Here is a 17,569-nt window from a genome sequence, read left to right on the forward strand (position 1 = left end):
AAGATTAAATTAGATGCGTTTTTTCCATGAAGTCGCTGTTGTTTGAAGAACCTTGTTGAGTTCATCAATGTTCTCAAATCCAGTTGTGCGAAGCCATTCACGAGCTGCCGCCTCACCGTCTTTGATGTAAGCTTCAACTGATCCAGCCCATGTTGCACGGCCACAAAGAACACCATTGAAATTCGCGCCTGATTCATGGGCAAAGACAAGTGTTTCTTGGAAGAGTCTAGCTGATACACCTGCACTCAAGTAGATATATGGCAAGTTAGTCGCTTCATCTTGCTCTTTGAAGAAGGCTGCTGCTTCTTCGCGTGTATGCACAATTTCACCATCGCCAAAGCCTTCAACGTATTTGACGTTGACTGGAACTTCCACTTTCAAGACATCGATGTTGAAACGTGGGTCTGAGAAGACCTTCATGGCACCGATAACCTTGTGTGGTTTTACTTTAGCGTATTCTGCAGAACCTGCGTCAGCGATTTTTTCATCGTAAGCCAAGATTTCAAGGAAGAATGGAATGTCCTCTGCCACACACTCTGAACCAATGCGTTCGATGTAGGCTTGTTTTTGTTGGTTGAGTTCGTCAGAGCTATCTACATCGTAGTAAAGCAAGAATTTGACAGCGTCAGCGCCTTGTTCTTTGATGCGTTTGGCAGACCAAACATCCAAGCAGTCAGGCAAGCGCTTGGTGCTAGTTGTGTCGTAGCCTGTTTTTTCATAAGCAAGGAGAAGACCAGCATTGGCATCAAGCGCTTTTGTAGCTGGAAGTCCATACTCAGGGTCGAGAAGCATAGAGGATGCGTATTTGGTCAATTCATCTGCAACCAAGACCTTGAGTTCTTCCATTTGAGCGACTGTTGGCTCTTCTGTTTGGTATTGAGCCATGAGGCGTTTCAAAGCGCCACGTTGGTCAAAGGCAAGGGCTGAGATGATTCCATTTTCATCTGAAAGTTTTTCTAAGCGTGCACGTTTTTGTTCTGTTAAAGCCATTTTATACCTCTTTTACTATTAATTGATCATATAGAGCTTGATAGTTAGCCATATTGACATGACCTGTCATCTTTTCTTGAGCATTGAGCATACCAAGGACATTTGCCTTGATGAGGAGTTCTGCATCCGATTCCTTATGAAGAAGTCCTGATGAAATCCCTGCTACAGTAGAATCTCCAGATCCGACAGGATTAACTACCTGAATTCTTGGAATATCTACCTTGTAGAAAGTATCCCCATGTTTTGCAAAAGCACCATTTGCACCAAGTGAAACGATAATCCACTCAATCCCTGCAAATAGAGGCTCTTGAAGAACTTCTTTTAATTCATCCAAATCCTCAGAAACTTCTTTCCCAAGAAGCTGAGACAATTCTTCGTTATTTGGTTTGATGACTGTTGGTTTATGTGGTGATTCAAGAACCGCCTGAAGTGCTGCACCAGAGCAGTCCAAAACAACAGGCTTGCCAGCTTGATTAGCAAGTTCTACCAAGCTTGCATAGTAGTCAACTGGAAGACCTGCTGGCAGACTACCAGAGATAGCCACTACTGCCACAGTGTCAAGGAGATTCTCGAAATGAGCCAAAAAATCTTGACCTTCTTGTTCCAGAACTTCAGGCCCTTTCTCAAGAATTTCTGTTTGGTTGTCTCCGTGTAGGATAGCGATACAGTTACGTGTTTCTCCTTGAATCGAGAAGAAACGTTTCGTTACTTTATCATCGATATGCTCTACTAAAAACTCACCAAGTTTGCCCCCAACTAAACCTGTAGCAGCAACAGAATCACCAAATTCTGAAAGAACTCGTGTAACATTGAGACCTTTACCACCAGCTGTCTTGGTCACATCCACCACACGGTTGACAGTGTCAATTTTCAATTCATCCAAAGGATAAGAAATATCAATGGATGGATTCATTGTGACTGTTAAAATCATGCGTCACCTCTTAGTCGTGGTACTCACCGCGATCCCATTTTTCAAGGAATTCTGTAAAGAAGTTTGCATCTGCTTGATGAGCATTGTGACTTTCAACGTGCTCAATTTTAGCAATTAATTTTTTGTTTTCTTCAGATGGTTTGTATTCAGCATTGATGAAAGCTTCAATGATATCGCACATAAGCAATTCGCCAGTGATTTTACCACCAAAACCAATAACGTTGGCGTTCAATTGTTCTTTTGCGTAAAGAGCTGTTGTCATATCACGAACCAAGGCAGAACGAACTCCTGGAACTTTATTTACAGCGTTGTTGATACCAACACCAGTACCACAGATACATACCCCAAGATCAGCTTGACCGCTAGTTACAGCCTCACCAACTTTTTTACCAAAGATTGGGTAGTGAGTACGTGTGTGGTCATATGTACCAAAGTCGATGACTTCATATCCTTTTGATTTCAAAAATTCTGAAACCGCCATTTTTTCATCTGTTACGATGTGGTCACATCCAATTGCAATTCTCATTTTTATCTTACCTTTCTTACTGTAATCTAATTAGCACATTTTGTTCAACATATCAACCCGAATCTGGTGACGTCCGCCGTCGTATTTACCATTAACAAAACCTTTAGCAATATTTTTAGCCAATTCATCACCAACAAGTTGTGCACCCATAGTGATCATACGTGAGTTGTTGTGTCCACGAGTCATATAAGCTGAACGTTCATCTGAAACTTCTGCAGCAACCATTCCTTTGATTTTAGTTGCGACCATGAATGGACCAGCACCATAGGCATCAATCACGATACCAAGGTTTTGTTCTTCTTTGTTTAGTTCTGCAGCAACAGCAAGAGTCACATCGACAAAGTCTTGACCTTCAGCCGTAACATCCACAACGTGGAAGTTTTCTTTTTCCAAGAAGTCTTTCACAACTTCTTTCAATCTCAAACCTGCAGCATCTGCACCAATGATAATAGACATATTAAGTCCTCCTTTAATTTTCTATATAATGAACTAAAATGTTTTAAAACATTAAACGTTATTTGATTCACAAGTTTATAATATAACATTTCGTGTTCGTTGTCAACATTATATGTTTGTTTTTAAACATTTTTAAAATTTTTCTTTAAAAAATAGTAATATCAAATCCAATTTCTTCTTTTTCTCCTGCTGGGAGTAGACGGACATTTTTCTTGCTTTCTAAATAATCACCCTCTTCTAACGAGGTCGACAAACCTGACCAAGGTTCCAAGGCTATAAATGGCCCTTTGTTAATAGTTGACCAGATAATTAGATTTGGAAATTCTTGAAAATCTAAACGTAACCCTTTATCATGATTCCGAGAACGAAGAGCAACGGTCCGTGATTTTAGCTCATCAAGGGTCACTGCATCTTTATCAAAGATGGCATAGTCCAAATTTAGTTCTTTTTGATGATCTAGGAAACTTGTACGTTCCAGAAAGTTCAACATACCAGTTTCAGGATAAGAGAGAGGAACACTGCAGGTTTCTTCCTGTTCAAACTCCAAATAGTAATCCTCATAATTTTCATCATCAAATAAAGGGCAGTTAAATCCCGGATGACCTCCGATGAAGTACGGCATAGCGCCACTATCTCCAAGATTTTCTACGATATACTGGGTACGAAGCTTCTTACCAGTCAAGCTATAGCGAATTGATAGGCGGAAATGATAAGGATAGTTCTGAAACATTTCCTCTGTGTCCTCAATAGCAAAAGTTACACTCGTATCCGTTTGTTCTACTAATTCAAATTCTCTCTTGCGAACGAGACCATGCCGAGGAATGACTCCACTTGCTTCTTGACCATCTTTTAATGCATAGTGAGCAGTGTCATTACGCAAACTCCCACAAATGGGGAAAAGAACTGGAGCTTGACCACTCCAATAGTTTGCATCCCCCTGCCATAGGTATTCTACACCATCCTTATCCTTGATTGAAGAAAGCGCTCCTCCCAATTGCTTAAACTGCACTGTCAATTCATCATTTGCTAGCGTAATCACCATCCAAATCTCCTCTCTACTTCAGAGAAAAAGGCAGGCTTCTGACTTCTCTCTGCTTAGTATTCATCACATAGGAAAAGCTAGATTATCAACATTCCCATTTGGAAATGGACAATCTAGCTTCCCTAGTCTTACAATATTTAACAATAGTTAACGGATATTATTTCGCTTTTGCTGCATATTCTGCATTCCGTTTGATCATTTGCTTTCTGTACCAAGCAAAGATTCCAATATAAGCACCAAGGAAGACAATAGCACCAATGATAGCTTTAATATCACCTGTAGTAGTATTACCAATAGTCCAGCCCAAGAGTTTTTCGATTGGTCCTTCAAGTGTTGAATGAGTGATCAATTGAGACTGGCTAACTCCTTCAGGGAAGGCACCTACGCCTTTAGCAAGTTCTGTTGCAAACGGTGCAATCAGGGTACCTGAAAGAAGGAAGAGTGGTAACAAGAGTGTTCCAAAGACAATCATACGAAGCAATTTACCACGAGTAACAACCAGAAGGGCAGGTGTCACACCCATTGCGATGATACCAGCCAATGGCAAGATACCGTTCCCTACATTAGAAAGCAGAACTGCTTCAATCAACATGATTGGGGCAAGTACGTTAGCGCAGGCCCAGATTTCTGCACGACCAGCGATAAATGGCCAGTCAAGACCGATGTTGAATTTACGTCCTTGTAAACGTTTTGTTGCTACGTTAGTAATACCTTGTGAAAGTGGTTCCACGGCTGCGATAAACCATGATCCGATAAGTGAGAAGAGCTCCAAGCAGACACCGGCAGTCAAACCAAGAGACAACCATCCTTTAATAACCAATTGCCATGTGTTGCCATCTTCTACACCTGCTACTGGGTGCGGAGTTCCCATGATACCGATAACTACACCAAGAAGGAAACCGATGAAGAATTTAGATCCCCAGAAACCGATTTTCTTGTTCAAAGCGGCAGCATCAAAGTCATATTTGTCCAACCCAGGGAAGAACTTGTCAAAAATCTTATCCAAAACCATGATAACAGGGTTCATCATGTAGTTCATGTGAGTTGAAGTCATTGGTGATGAACTCGGTGCATTCAACAAATCATCAAAAGTTGGTTTCATCAAATCAGAGTTGATAATCTTCAAGACACCAACCAAGACAACTGCTAAAGTTGCAATCAAAAGTGATACAGCAGGACTTACATGGCTCTTATCTGCATACCATTTGATGAGCAAGCCAGTAATTGACAAGTGCCAAATATCAAAGATATCTACATCCAATGTATCTGTTTTCTTTATAGCTAACATCACAACATTGACAATGAGCATGATGAGCAAGAAGTACAGGGTCCATGGAGAACCCCAAGTGATGGTTGCAAGTGGTGCCCAACCAACGTCAGTGATGTTCAACTGGATACCCGTGTTTTCAACGAATTTAGCAAGTGAAGCTGAGAAAGCTCCGTTAAGCATACCGATGATGGCACCGATACCAGTAAGAGCGATGGCAAGTTTGATACCACCTTCAAGCGCTTTGGAGAATTTCACTCCAAAAAGTAAAGCCAATACTGTCAAGATGATCAGCATGATGATAGGACCACCCATATCTAAGATGGGTTTAAAAATCTTATTGGCTAGGTCAATAATGACATCCATAATAATTCCTCCCTTTTTTTGTTATATGAATGTTAACAAGATAAAGAATAGATTAACTTAGTCCGTGCTCTTTAATAGCTGCTTCAATATTGTCAAACACTGGAGCGCTCATTGCAGGAATACGGAACAAGATTGGTCCAGCTTCGATAACTGGGATTCCTGGTTCAAAACCAAGATCTGTTGCAGCGATTGGCGTGAAGATATCATAACCTTGCATTAGATCTTCATTGACATCCTTAACCATCACGGCATCACAATGTACATCATAACCGCGGTTTGACAACTCTTCCTCAAGAGCACTCTTGATTTGGTGACTTGAGTTTACCCCTGCTCCGCAGGCTGCTAAAATTTTAATCATAATAAAATCCTCCGATTTATTTATTTAATAACTTTTGAAATATATTGGAACAACTCTTCTTTTGAGTTCAAAGAAGCTAAACCAGCTAGATTTCCTTCACTAGTGAAGAAATCCATTAACTGTGCTAAGATATTGGTCTGGCTTGAGCTAGAGTTGTTGATAATAAAGAACAAGAGAGACACTTCAACGGTTTGCGTAGGAGAAATCATATTGTGGAAGGTTACAGGCTGATCTAGCTTAACAACTACCACGTTTTCAGTCAAATTATGTGCAATATCCGTATGAGGTATGGCAACATTCGGCAAGTCCTTGCCTAAAAATTCCATATCCAATCCAGTTGGAAACGCCTTTTCTCTTTCAAGTAAAGCGTTTCGATAAGAAGAAGTTACAATTTCTCTTTCTTCTAACAAATCAGCTACTTGATGAAAAAGATCTTCTTGATTTTCCGCATGTAAACAAAATACTAGATTTTCATCAAATAATTGGGCAAGCGCCATTTTATCATCTCTCCTTTTGTTTCTTTTTGTTCGTTTAATTAATTATATCATTATGTGATAGCGCTGTCAATAGTTTGTTTTGTTATTTTTTGTTTATTTGTCTAATAACTTAAATTTTTAATGTTCATATGAAGATGGGACATTTCGTCATTCTGCATGGCTGAAGAACAACACGAGTCATAAAAATATCCTTAGCAAGTCTAAGTTGATATACAAGAACTTTTCGTCCACTGTAAAATGCAATTATTCATCTGCAATAAGAAATAAAAGCTACGAAATTCGCAGCTTTCAGAATCTTAAATTAATATTCATGACAACGCGATCAAATCAGAGGACCTTGGTGTAAGAACTATATTTTGCTCTCACTTTCGGAGAGATATGGTCATCCGTTACAATCGCATCAATATTGTCCAAACGGTAAAAACTATAGAAAGAATAGCTATCAAATTTGCTATTATCTGCAACAATGTATTTTTCAATTGCATTGTTGAGAATAATGGCATTCCCATTCCCTTCTTCTTCATTGGCAGTCGTCACATTGTGACCGTCGATTCCGTTCACTCCAATAAAGGCCTTCGATACCTTGATTTCTCGTAAAAGTTTATTGGCAAACTGCCCCACAAAAGTCTGGGTCTTAACCCGATAGCGTCCTCCGATCAAAATCAAATCAAAATTAGGGTAATCCTTCAATTTTTCGAAAATAGGGAGGGAATTGGTTACAATACTGATATTTTTCCCCTCTAAATAATCGCCTATAAAATCCGTTGTAGTACCTGATCCGATAAAAACTGTATCTCCTTCAGCAATCAAATCAGCACATTTCTTAGCAATCAGCTTCTTTTCTTCGATATTTAACATCGTTTTTTCAGAATGCGAAGCTTCATTCAAGCTATCTTTCACCTTTTTATGAGCCCCACCATGCACCCGAATCAAAAGTCCTTGCTTCTCAAGATCAATCAAATCTCGCCGAATGGTCATATCTGTTACATTCAGCAATTCCTTCAGGTTCTTTACAGACACAACTCCCGTCTGGTCCAGCTCTTGTAAGATCACTTTATGACGACTTTCCTTCATGTACAATCCTCCTTGTTGTTGATGTCTAGAGACGCCTCATCAAAGTTTCCCCTTTGATTTCTTAGGTTCCTTGGACACCTCAAATCACTTTAATGTCCATGCACCATTGCTTATATCATTATACTACAATTTTTTCATATAAACAAAAAAATGTATACTTTTTTTCAAAAAAATAGATTATTGTTTGTTTATGCGTTTTCATTGTGCTATTTTCAAACAAATCTTGAAAGATATTCAAATTATTTTCAATAGAAAAATCCGATGTCAGCTGACATCGGATTTTCTGTTTATTTATCGCCTTTATTACGGATAACAAAGCCGGTTTTCTTTTCGCTGGAAGTGCGGTGTGGGCGTTTATTTCCTCTGCTTTCGAAGTCACGACTGTTCTTGTTTGACTTGCGTTTAAAGTCACGGCGGCCACCCTCTCGGTCTTCACGTCCGCCACGGCGATCACGGCCCTGGTCGCCTCGACGACCGTTGCCACGACCACTTTTACCTTTTCCACCAAAACCGCCACCAGATGCTTTAAATGGCAATGGTTTTTCACGGGCAATTTCTACTTCAGGAAGGGTATCTGGATCCTGTACCGTCAAGCTGAGGATATACATAGCCAGCTCTTCTGGGCTGAATTCTGCTGCCAGCTTGCGGGCATCCTTGCTAAATTTCTCAAAGTTAGAACGGATGCTTTCATCCGCAAAATCGCGTTCAATCTTCTTAAGGGCAACTCTTTTCTTAGCTTGGAAAGCTTCCTCTGCAGTCGCTGGCTTGAGGCCTTTCATACGCTTCTTGGTCAGATTTTCGATGATTTGCAGATAGCCCATTTCATTTGGCGCTACGAAAGTAATAGACTGACCTGACTTACCAGCACGACCAGTCCGACCAATCCGGTGAACATAGCTTTCTGGATCCTGCGGAATGTCGTAGTTGTAGACATGGGTCACACCAGAAATGTCCAATCCACGCGCAGCCACATCTGTCGCCACTAACACATCCAAATTGCCGTTTTTAAAGTCACGCAGAACGCGAAGGCGCTTGCCTTGATCCAAATCACCATGGATACCCTCTGCTCGGAAACCACGGATTTTCAGACCGCGAGTCAGCTCATCCACCCGGCGCTTGGTCCGACCAAAGACGATTGACAGCTCAGGCTGCTCCACGTCCATCAGGCGAGTCATGGTATCAAATTTTTCATTTTCTTTGACACGGATATAATACTGGTCTACCAGCTCCGTTGTCAATTCCTTGGCAGCAATCTTGACATGCTCAGGCTCCTTCATGAACTTGACACCGATGCGCTTGATAGCATCCGGCATGGTCGCTGAAAAGAGCAAGGTCTGACGCTCTTCTGGCACACGGGAAATGATAAACTCAATGTCTTCCAAAAAGCCCATGTTAAGCATTTCATCCGCTTCGTCCAAGATTAAGGTTTCAATCTGATTCAGCTTAAGCGCCTTGCGTTTGATCAAATCCAAAAGACGACCAGGTGTTCCTACGACGATATGAGCACCAGACTTGAGGGCCTTGATTTGCTTTTCGATGCTGGAGCCACCGTAGACAGAACGCACCTTGACACCCTTGCTGCGGCCAAAACGGAAAAGCTCTTCCTGACTCTGAACAGCCAATTCACGGGTTGGAGCGATAATCAAAGCCTGCACAGCAGGATTATCTGTATCAATCTTCTCCAGAGTTGGGAAGCCAAAGGCCGCTGTCTTTCCTGTCCCTGTCTGGGCCTGACCAATAACATCCTTACCTGCCATAGCAAGTGGAATGGTCTGCTCTTGAATAGGGCTTGCTTCTACAAAGCCAGCTTTTTCAATCTCTGCTAGTAATTCAGCAGATAAATGTAATTCATTAAATTTCAATGTTCTTCTTCTTTCTAAAGGCGGTGCGAAGCCACCTTATAAGGCTTTTGATACTCAACTATCGAAACATACCAAGCTCTTTTCCCTTGCTAAATCTCGATTTTTTGAGAGTATTCGCTCTTCTCTTCATAAATATGGTCTCTCAAGTCTAGGCACTAAAAAAGCGCCGACTCGGTCGCTAGTTCCCACTGAATAGAAAAACTGTATTTCTGCAACTAATCTAGTATACCACAAAAGCACCTAAAAAGATAGGACTTGGCTGTAAAATATTTTATTAGAGATTCTTTTGTAAAAAATGAAAACTTGAAAATCATTTTCAAAAATAATATAATCTATAAAGAAGAAAGGAGACAGGTATGAATAAATTTTTACGAGTGACTTTCATTTTACTGATCTTAGCTATGCTGGGCGCAGCTATGATCCAGATTTTCCAGCCCCAGCTATTGGGCAATGAGTCCATCTACGGCCTAGCTCCCTACTGGCAGCGGGAAATAGGTTTCTGGAATCTGGCTATTCTGCCTTTAGTCATTGCCGCCAATATAAAGTATGATTGGTTCTATCTGCGTATGACCTTGCTAGCACTGATTCTGGGCGGGCTGGGCTTTGGCACCAACCATCTGCTAGGCTATCTGGAAAAGGCGAATCAAGCCAACCTACTGGGCTGGATTGAAAATTACCTACTCGTCTGCTGCTGGATCATCGGTTGGGTATTAGAATCTAGAAAAGAGAAAAAGTGATATAGAGAGTATCCATTATTAACCAATAATATAACGATAATACATAATTATCATCTTTACACTATTGGTTCTTTGACTCCTTATTAACTGTGGTCGATTGAAAAGTCAAAAATCTGGAGAGGATAATAAGGATCTTCTCTTTTTTGATATGCAAAATGTTAATATTCTTATTTTGAAGTTTTCATAATTACAAAATAAAAAAACTCTAGAACAAAAAATAAACCGATAGAATGGATCTATCGGTTTTTGCATACTATGAAATAAATTAACGTACTGTACGGATACGCATTGTGTTTGTACGAACAGCTTCGCCAAGTGGTACACCTGCAACGATAACGATATCGTCACCAGACTCAACAAGACCTGCTTCAACTGCTTTACGTTCAGCAATTTCGAACATATCATCAGTTGATGAAGGTGCTTCTGTCAACATTGGGATAACACCCCAGTTCAACATCAAGCCACGTTCTGTCAATTCATCGAATGTCAATGCCAAGATATCAGCATTTGGACGGTATTTAGAGATTAAACGAGCAGTGTGACCAGTCTTAGTCAAAGTAACAATCAATTTGATATTCATTGAGTTTGTAGCATCTTTAACAGCTGAAGCCATAACTTCTGTCTTAGAGTTACGTTCGAAAGTATCTGAGTTCAAACGTCCGTATTCGTTAAGAAGAGTTTGAGCGTTCTTATCGATTGTAGCCATTGTAGTTACTGACTCAAGTGGGTATTTACCGTTTGCAGACTCACCTGAAAGCATTGTAGCGTCAGTTCCATCGATAACAGCGTTAAATACGTCTGATACTTCTGAACGAGTTGCACGTGGTTTTTCAGTCATTGTTTCAAGCATGTTTGTTGCTGTGATAACAACTTTACCAGCTGCATTGACTTTAGTAATGATCATTTTTTGGTAAACTGGAACCATTTCGAATGGTACTTCGATACCCATGTCACCACGAGCGATCATGATACCGTCAGCAGCTTCAATGATTTCATCCAAGTTGTCGATACCTTGTTGGTTTTCGATTTTAGCGAACAATTGAACGTGTCCATTGCCAGTTTCTTCACAGATTGCACGAACTTCGTTAACGTCTTTTGCAGTACGTACAAATGAAATCGCGATGAAGTTGATTCCTTGCTCAAGACCGAAGCGGATATCGTCATTGTCACGCTCAGCAAGTGCTGGGAAAGGAATTTTAGTGTTAGGGATGTTTACACCTTTTTGTTTAGCGATAACACCGTCATTTTCAACTTCAACTACAAATCCACGGCTTGCATCATCTTTTTCTACAACGCGAAGACCAAGTTTACCATCGTCAACCAATACTTGGCGACCTACTTCAACGTCATCGTAGATATCAAGTCCACCAGCAACGTTCAAAGCAATCACATCGCGAGTTGATTTGATTCCTTGTTTTGTCGCAACGCGGATTTTTTCACCAGTTTTGTATGAGTACTCTTTTGCGTCACCTTCGAACAATTCTGTACGGATTTCCGGACCTTTAGTGTCAAGAAGGAAACCAACTTTTTTACCAGCGATTTCTTCCGCACGTTTAACAGTTGCCATACGCTCACCTTGTTCTTGGTGGTCACCGTGTGAGAAGTTGAAACGGAAAGTGTTTGCTCCTGCTTCAATCAATTTGGCAATATTTTGAGCTGAAGCTTCAACGTCCAGTTTTTCGCCCCAGTATCCGTCTTCACCGAATTTTTTACCGCCACGGATTTCTACCGCAGGACCTAAAGTTGCAACGATTTTTACGCGTTTGTTCATGATATTAAGAAACTCCTTCTACTATTTGGGGATTTCACCCCTGATTGACCAATTAAATATTAATGCTGCGATTGAGCTCTGCTAAGCCGATATCAGCTTTATGTGGATTGTTGACAACGATTTTGCCGTCTGCAGTCAGGCTAAAGAGTGCGCCTTCTTCAGCAGTTCCCAAGATTGGGCTTTCCACCATTTTTTCATTACGGATACCTACGGCAACACCACCGATACCTTCTTTAAGTAGTTTAACGGCATGCGCTCCCATACGAGAAGCCAATACACGGTCGCGAGCAGTTGGTGAACCACCACGTTGGATGTGACCAAGTTCAGTCACACGAAGATCGCTAGTATCACCAGCTTCTTTCAGCTTTTTACCAAACTCATCTGCTGACATAACACCTTCAGCAAGAACAATGATATTATGCTTCTTACCTTTTTCATAGCCACGTTTGATGCTGGCAACGATATCTTCAATCTTGAAGCCTTCTTCAGGAATGATAATTTCATCTGCACCTGTAGCAATACCTGCCCAAAGTGCAATATCACCAGCGTTACGTCCCATTACTTCAACAACGAAAGTACGACGGTGACTGGATGATGTATCACGGATCTTGTCGATCGCGTCCATTGCAGTTGTAACAGCAGTATCAAAACCGATAGTGAAATCTGTTCCGACAATGTCATTGTCAATAGTTCCAGGTACACCAACAGCTGGGAAGCCATGCTCTGTTAAGCGCATCGCACCATGGTAAGAACCATCTCCACCGATAACAACTACACCTTCAATACCGTGTTTCTTCAGTTGTTCGATTCCCTTTAATTGCCCTTCAAGTTTTGCAAACTCGGGGTAGCGCGCTGAATGAAGGAAAGTTCCTCCACGAGAAATAATGTCTCCAACTGAAGTCGCATCAAGTGGATAAATATCACCAGCAACCATTCCAGCGTAGCCGCCATAAATCCCATAAACTTCCATTCCTTCGGAAATTGCTTTACGAACAACTGCACGAATAGCAGCATTCATACCAGGGGCATCTCCACCACTGGTCAAAACAGCAATACGTTTCATTTCGTAATGTGCTCCTTTATCTTTTTAACATTCTTATAGATTATACCACAATCAGAATAAAAATTCTCTTATTTTCCTGATTTTTTACCGAAAAACCGTTTTCATGCTGTAATTTTCTAGTTCAGCTTGAAGTTGGTCTGATTTTTGAACTTGAAAGCCTGATGCAGGAACCGTTTTCTTGTCATTCTCATAGCGTAGCACCACGGGGATATCCCCTGGGTATCGCTGCAGGATCTCCGCAATCTGCCTGTCGTGACTAGTATCAGCTAATTGGATCCAAAAGCGTTCTGAGCTTGCTTTTTCCACCTCTGCTAGAACCATCTGTAGTCGGCCATCCCTCTCCTGAATTTTTCCAGTCAGATAGTAATAGCCTTTTTCTTGGATTAGTTGAGCAAAGCGGCGGTAAACCTCTGGAAATAAAGTGACATCTAACTTTTTCTTCGTATCTGTCACTTGCATAAAGGCCATGTTTTCACCATTTTTTGTGCGAATAACCTTGATAGACTGGACTTCTACTAGAATGGTCGCCTTACTATTATCGGCCAACTCTTCAATCCAGACAAAAGAACGATTGGCTTTCTTGGCTAGGCTAATGAGCGGGTGATCACTAAGGCCAATTCCAATCAAGGCTTGCTCCTGCTCAAACTTTTCTGCAGCAGTAAAATCCTCGGCATCCGTCCATGAATAGCTAGTATCAGCAAATAAACTCCCCAACTCATCTGCAAAGACAAAAAGATTCGGTAGATTGTGCAAAATCTTCTGGCGATTGGGCTCAAAAACATCAAAGAGCCCTAATTGCACCAAAGGACTTAAAAGTGGCAACTTATGATAACTCTGAGGCAGGCGTAAAATGAAATCTTCCACACTGCTAAAGGGATTTTTTTGACGCTCTTCTATGATCCAGAATGCAAAATCTCTTGGCAAGCCCTTGATATTTTTCAAACCAAGATAGATTTTCCGCTCCTGAAACTTATCTTTATAGGGAATGTTATGGATGGTCAAGGGAGCTAGCTCAAAGCCAAAGCCGAGTGCATCCGTGATATAGTCCGAGCTCGAGTAGTTGAGCTTAACATCAAAGAAGATGTCTGGATAATGAGCCTTGAAATAGGCCAGCTGAAAAGCTAGGGCTGAGTAAGCATAGGCATGACTGCGGTTGAAGCCATAACCAGCAAATTTCTCCATGACCGCAAAGACTTCCTTGGCTTTGGTCTCTGAGTGCCCTAGTTTGACGGCTCCCCTGACAAATTCTTCCTCCATTTTATGCATTTCAGCAGCATTTTTCTTACCCATCGCTCGCCGTAAAATATCGGCCTTCCCCAGACTAAAACCACCAAAACTCTGGGCGACCTGCATGACCTGCTCTTGGTAAAGCATGATGCCATAGGTTGGAGCCAAGATATCCTCCAAGCTCGGATCAATCATCTCCACGCGCTCGCGACCATGCTTGCGCTTGACAAAGTTATCAATATAGTCACTAGCTCCGGGACGATTGAGAGAGGTGGTAGCCACTACTTCTTCAAACTGGACGGGTTGGACTCTTTTCAAAAGACTGATGGCACCCGCTTGTTCAAACTGGAAAATACCCTTGGTATTACCCGCTGCAAAGAGGCGTAGAGTTTCCTCATCTTCCAGGTCAATACCAGCAATATCAATATCAACTCCGTATTTGTCTAGAGTCGCTTCTTTCATCCGCTGGACAAAGGTCAAATTGCGCAGGCCTAGAAAGTCCATCTTAAGCAGTCCATTACTTTCCACACCATGGGCATCGTACTGGGTGATATACATGTCTTCCCCGTATTTTAAGGGGATTTGATTGGTCAAATCATCGTCACTCATGACGACACCAGCAGCATGGATTGAGGTCTGACGTGGATTGCCTTCGATTTTCTTAGCAATTTCAAAGGCCTTCTGGTATTCTAGCTTGCTATTGATAATCTGACGAAAGGCTATATTTCGCTCATAAGCAGTGGTTAAATTATCTCGAAAACCGATTTTTTTGGTCATATTGGTCAGCTCGTACTCTGGCAAACCAAAGCGCTTAAAAACATCTCGGATGGCCTGCTTGGCTCCAAAGGTTGAATAGGTCACAATCTGAGCCGCATGCATGCTGCCATAGCGATCTCGGACATAGCGGATAAACTCTGGCCGATACACATCGGGAATATCAATATCAATATCGGGCATGGTATAGCGCTCTAGATTTAGGAAACGTTCAAACAGCAGGTTCTTTTCTACTGGATCAATGCCTGTAATTTCCAAAGCATAGGCTACTAAACTGCCAACTGCAGAGCCACGTCCCATCCCCATGTAATAACCTTGACTGCGGCCAAAGCGCAGCAAATCCCAGACAATGAGGAAATAATCATCAAAGCCCATCTGATGAATAACATCCAGCTCCTGATCCAGCCTTGCTTGATAGACTTCACCCGCAAGTCCTCGCTTGGCCAATCCCATCTCAGCCAATTCCCTCAGCTCTTCTACAGCAGGTCGCTCTGGATTGAAGCGCGGAAGCTTCAGCTCGGTATTGATTTCATAGTGGACATCAGCTATCAATTTCTCTAAGTTGTCCAAACTCTCTGGAAAGTTTTCAGCGAAAGCTTCCACTAAAGAGGCTGGCGCTAATAAAAATTCATGGCTCGACAGATGACCGACCTCCCGCAAGCTAATGTTATCCCGAATCGCCCTCAGCATTTGCAAGGTTTCTAAATCTCCTTGCTCAAAGTAGCGAACCGTATGCAAGGGCAGGACTGGCCTGCTTAATGCCTGCCTTGGCGTATCTGGAAAGACTCCAACATAAAAGTCTAAACCAAGATCTAGTTGATCCACGCCCTCAAAAATTGGCACAATCAGAGCCAGCCCTTTAAAAAGATGTTGAAAGTCTTCCCAATTTTGACGATTCATCATTTTCAGAGTCGAAATCTTCATCAAATTGCGATAGCCCTGACTATCCAAGGCTAGCAGTCTCAGATTGAGAGGATTTCCATCTTTATAGATTTCCATTTCCAGACCTAGCAAGGGCTGAAGTCCTGCCGCTTTTGCCTCCTCTAGGAAATGATAAGCCCCATAAAGATTGTCCACATCCATCATGCCCAAACTTTTGTAGCCCAAGTCCTTGGCCCGTTGAACATATTTTTTGATAGAGACTAAACTATCCATAAAACTATAAACAGTCTTGGTATCTAGTTGTGTAATCACAAAATTCTCCTTGATACAGCTACGATAAATGATGCCTACTGGTAAAAAGAAGACAGAAAAAATGCGTTTCCACTTCTTAATTTTTTCGTTTTACTGAAAATCTATCCCAAGCTCTAACTAGCCTATTTCTTCTTAACCTTCGTCAGTCAAGTAAGTAGAACAAGAACTAATTTCAGCATTCCTGCTTCTATTATACCTAAATTTCTGTAAAGAAGAAACTCAGAGTCTCTTATATTCGGCGACTGTGTTTAACCAAAATAAAAAAACGAGACAGAACTAAATTCTTTCAAAATTTAATTCTGTCCCATTCCGTATCAATTTATTATTTACGAGTTGATTTACGTTCATTGATCGTATGAGCTAGGAGAACTTCACGCTCTTCCAACTCTTCTTTATGCATGATCTTTGTCAGCATCCGCATACTAATCGCACCGATGTCATACAGAGGTTGTCCGATAGTAGACAGATTAGGGCGAGTAAAGCGAGCAATTTGCGAATCATCGCTAGTAATGATTTCAAAGTCTTCAGGAATACGAACACCTCGATCAGCCAAACCATTAAGCAAACCTGCTGCCAACTCATCTCCGGTCACAAAGGCCGCCGTAGCCTTTGAAGCAATCAGACGTTCAGCTAGATGATAACCATCATCGTAGCTATACTTAGACTCGAAGACTAAGCCTTCGCTGTACGAAATTTTCTTGCCTTTCAGAGCTTCTTTGTAGCCAGACAAGCGGATTTTACCATTGATATCATCTACCAAAGGACCGCTGACAAAAGCAATTTTCTTGTTGCGCTTAGCCAATAGTTCCACAGCATCAACGGTTGCCTGCTTATAATCAATATTGACACTTGGTAACTGATGTTCTACATCCACCGTGCCCGCTAGAACCACTGGTGTCCGTGAACGTGAAAATTCTGAGCGAATTTTCTCTGTCAGATGGTAGCCCATAAAAATAATACCATCTACTTGCTTAGAGAAAAGGGTATTAACAACCGAAACTTCCTTGTCATCATCTTCATCGCTGTTTGCCAGGACGATATTGTACTTATACATTTCGGCAATATCATCAATCCCTTTGGCTAAAGTAGAGAAGTAACTATTCGTGATATTAGGAATTACAACACCAACAGTGGTCGTCTTTTTGCTGGCCAAACCACGGGCAACTGCATTAGGACGATAGTCAAGACGTTCAATTACTTCTAGTACTTTCTTTCGTGTATTTTCTTTTACATTCTTGTTACCATTTACAACTCGGCTGACTGTCGCCATTGAAACTCCCGCTTCACGGGCGACATCATAAATGGTTACTGTGTCGTCTGTGTTCATATAGTTTCCTTTCTTTTGTTGAAAATATCGTTTTCATTTTTCTACACTTATCATTGTATCACTAATTGTAAACACTTTCAAGTATTTTAGCGCACAGATATGAAAAC

At 41.4% G+C, this 17,569-nt stretch carries 15 protein-coding genes; 1 reads left to right on the forward strand and 14 read right to left on the reverse strand.

Going from position 1 to position 17,569, the window contains the following annotated elements:
- Positions 1–9: 9 nt before the first annotated feature.
- The 10 genes from lacD to cshA form a co-directional block, all read right to left on the reverse strand.
- Positions 10–990 (reverse strand): tagatose-bisphosphate aldolase, encoded by a 981-nt coding sequence (lacD, locus tag PAN94_RS04870; protein ID WP_285874910.1) that lies wholly within the window; start codon positions 988–990, stop codon positions 10–12.
- Position 991: 1 nt separating this feature from the next.
- Positions 992–1,921 carry a tagatose-6-phosphate kinase gene (locus PAN94_RS04875; RefSeq protein ID WP_285874912.1) on the reverse strand — a complete coding sequence of 310 codons (930 nt, stop codon included), beginning with the start codon at positions 1,919–1,921 and terminating at the stop codon, positions 992–994.
- A 10-nt stretch (positions 1,922–1,931) separates the two neighbouring features.
- Positions 1,932–2,447: a galactose-6-phosphate isomerase subunit LacB gene (gene lacB / locus PAN94_RS04880; RefSeq protein ID WP_125370635.1), complete on the reverse strand. Its 516-nt coding sequence runs from the start codon at positions 2,445–2,447 to the stop codon at positions 1,932–1,934.
- Positions 2,448–2,477: 30 nt separating this feature from the next.
- Positions 2,478–2,903, reverse strand: coding sequence for a galactose-6-phosphate isomerase subunit LacA (gene lacA / locus PAN94_RS04885; RefSeq protein ID WP_285874914.1), 426 nt, complete (start codon positions 2,901–2,903; stop codon positions 2,478–2,480).
- A gap of 145 nt (positions 2,904–3,048) precedes the next feature.
- Complete coding sequence (locus tag PAN94_RS04890; RefSeq protein ID WP_285874916.1) at positions 3,049–3,945, reverse strand: aldose 1-epimerase family protein; 897 nt, start codon at positions 3,943–3,945, stop codon at positions 3,049–3,051.
- 157 nt (positions 3,946–4,102) lie between these two features.
- Positions 4,103–5,578, reverse strand: a complete 1,476-nt coding sequence (locus PAN94_RS04895) for a PTS galactitol transporter subunit IIC (RefSeq protein WP_125370638.1) — start codon at positions 5,576–5,578, stop codon at positions 4,103–4,105.
- A gap of 52 nt (positions 5,579–5,630) precedes the next feature.
- The gene (locus PAN94_RS04900) at positions 5,631–5,936 is read right to left on the reverse strand and encodes a PTS sugar transporter subunit IIB (protein ID WP_005590672.1); all 306 of its coding nucleotides are present in this window, start codon (positions 5,934–5,936) and stop codon (positions 5,631–5,633) included.
- Between the two features lie 20 nt (positions 5,937–5,956).
- Positions 5,957–6,433: a PTS sugar transporter subunit IIA gene (locus PAN94_RS04905; protein ID WP_125379349.1), complete on the reverse strand. Its 477-nt coding sequence runs from the start codon at positions 6,431–6,433 to the stop codon at positions 5,957–5,959.
- 327 nt (positions 6,434–6,760) lie between these two features.
- A complete protein-coding gene (locus tag PAN94_RS04910; protein WP_005590674.1) occupies positions 6,761–7,507 on the reverse strand; it encodes a DeoR/GlpR family DNA-binding transcription regulator in 747 nt (248 codons plus the stop codon).
- A gap of 287 nt (positions 7,508–7,794) precedes the next feature.
- Positions 7,795–9,369 (reverse strand): degradosome RNA helicase CshA, encoded by a 1,575-nt coding sequence (cshA, locus tag PAN94_RS04915; RefSeq protein ID WP_285874920.1) that lies wholly within the window; start codon positions 9,367–9,369, stop codon positions 7,795–7,797.
- Positions 9,370–9,725: 356 nt separating this feature from the next.
- On the opposite strand from cshA, the gene PAN94_RS04920 reads away from it, so the two are divergent.
- Positions 9,726–10,106 carry a hypothetical protein gene (locus PAN94_RS04920; RefSeq protein ID WP_285874922.1) on the forward strand — a complete coding sequence of 127 codons (381 nt, stop codon included), beginning with the start codon at positions 9,726–9,728 and terminating at the stop codon, positions 10,104–10,106.
- Positions 10,107–10,371: 265 nt separating this feature from the next.
- Here the strand turns inward: PAN94_RS04920 and pyk are convergent, their stop codons facing one another.
- The 4 genes from pyk to ccpA form a co-directional block, all read right to left on the reverse strand.
- The gene (pyk, locus tag PAN94_RS04925; protein WP_285874923.1) at positions 10,372–11,877 is read right to left on the reverse strand and encodes a pyruvate kinase; all 1,506 of its coding nucleotides are present in this window, start codon (positions 11,875–11,877) and stop codon (positions 10,372–10,374) included.
- Positions 11,878–11,929: 52 nt separating this feature from the next.
- A complete protein-coding gene (gene pfkA, locus PAN94_RS04930; RefSeq protein ID WP_005590682.1) occupies positions 11,930–12,940 on the reverse strand; it encodes a 6-phosphofructokinase in 1,011 nt (336 codons plus the stop codon).
- Between the two features lie 84 nt (positions 12,941–13,024).
- Positions 13,025–16,135, reverse strand: a complete 3,111-nt coding sequence (locus PAN94_RS04935; protein WP_285874924.1) for a DNA polymerase III subunit alpha — start codon at positions 16,133–16,135, stop codon at positions 13,025–13,027.
- A gap of 322 nt (positions 16,136–16,457) precedes the next feature.
- Positions 16,458–17,462, reverse strand: coding sequence for a catabolite control protein A (gene ccpA, locus PAN94_RS04940; RefSeq protein WP_005590686.1), 1,005 nt, complete (start codon positions 17,460–17,462; stop codon positions 16,458–16,460).
- Between the last annotated feature and the right edge of the window lie 107 nt (positions 17,463–17,569).

This window comes from Streptococcus sp. SC1 (assembly GCF_030272855.1).
In the GTDB taxonomy this organism is placed as follows: Bacteria; Bacillota; Bacilli; order Lactobacillales; family Streptococcaceae; genus Streptococcus.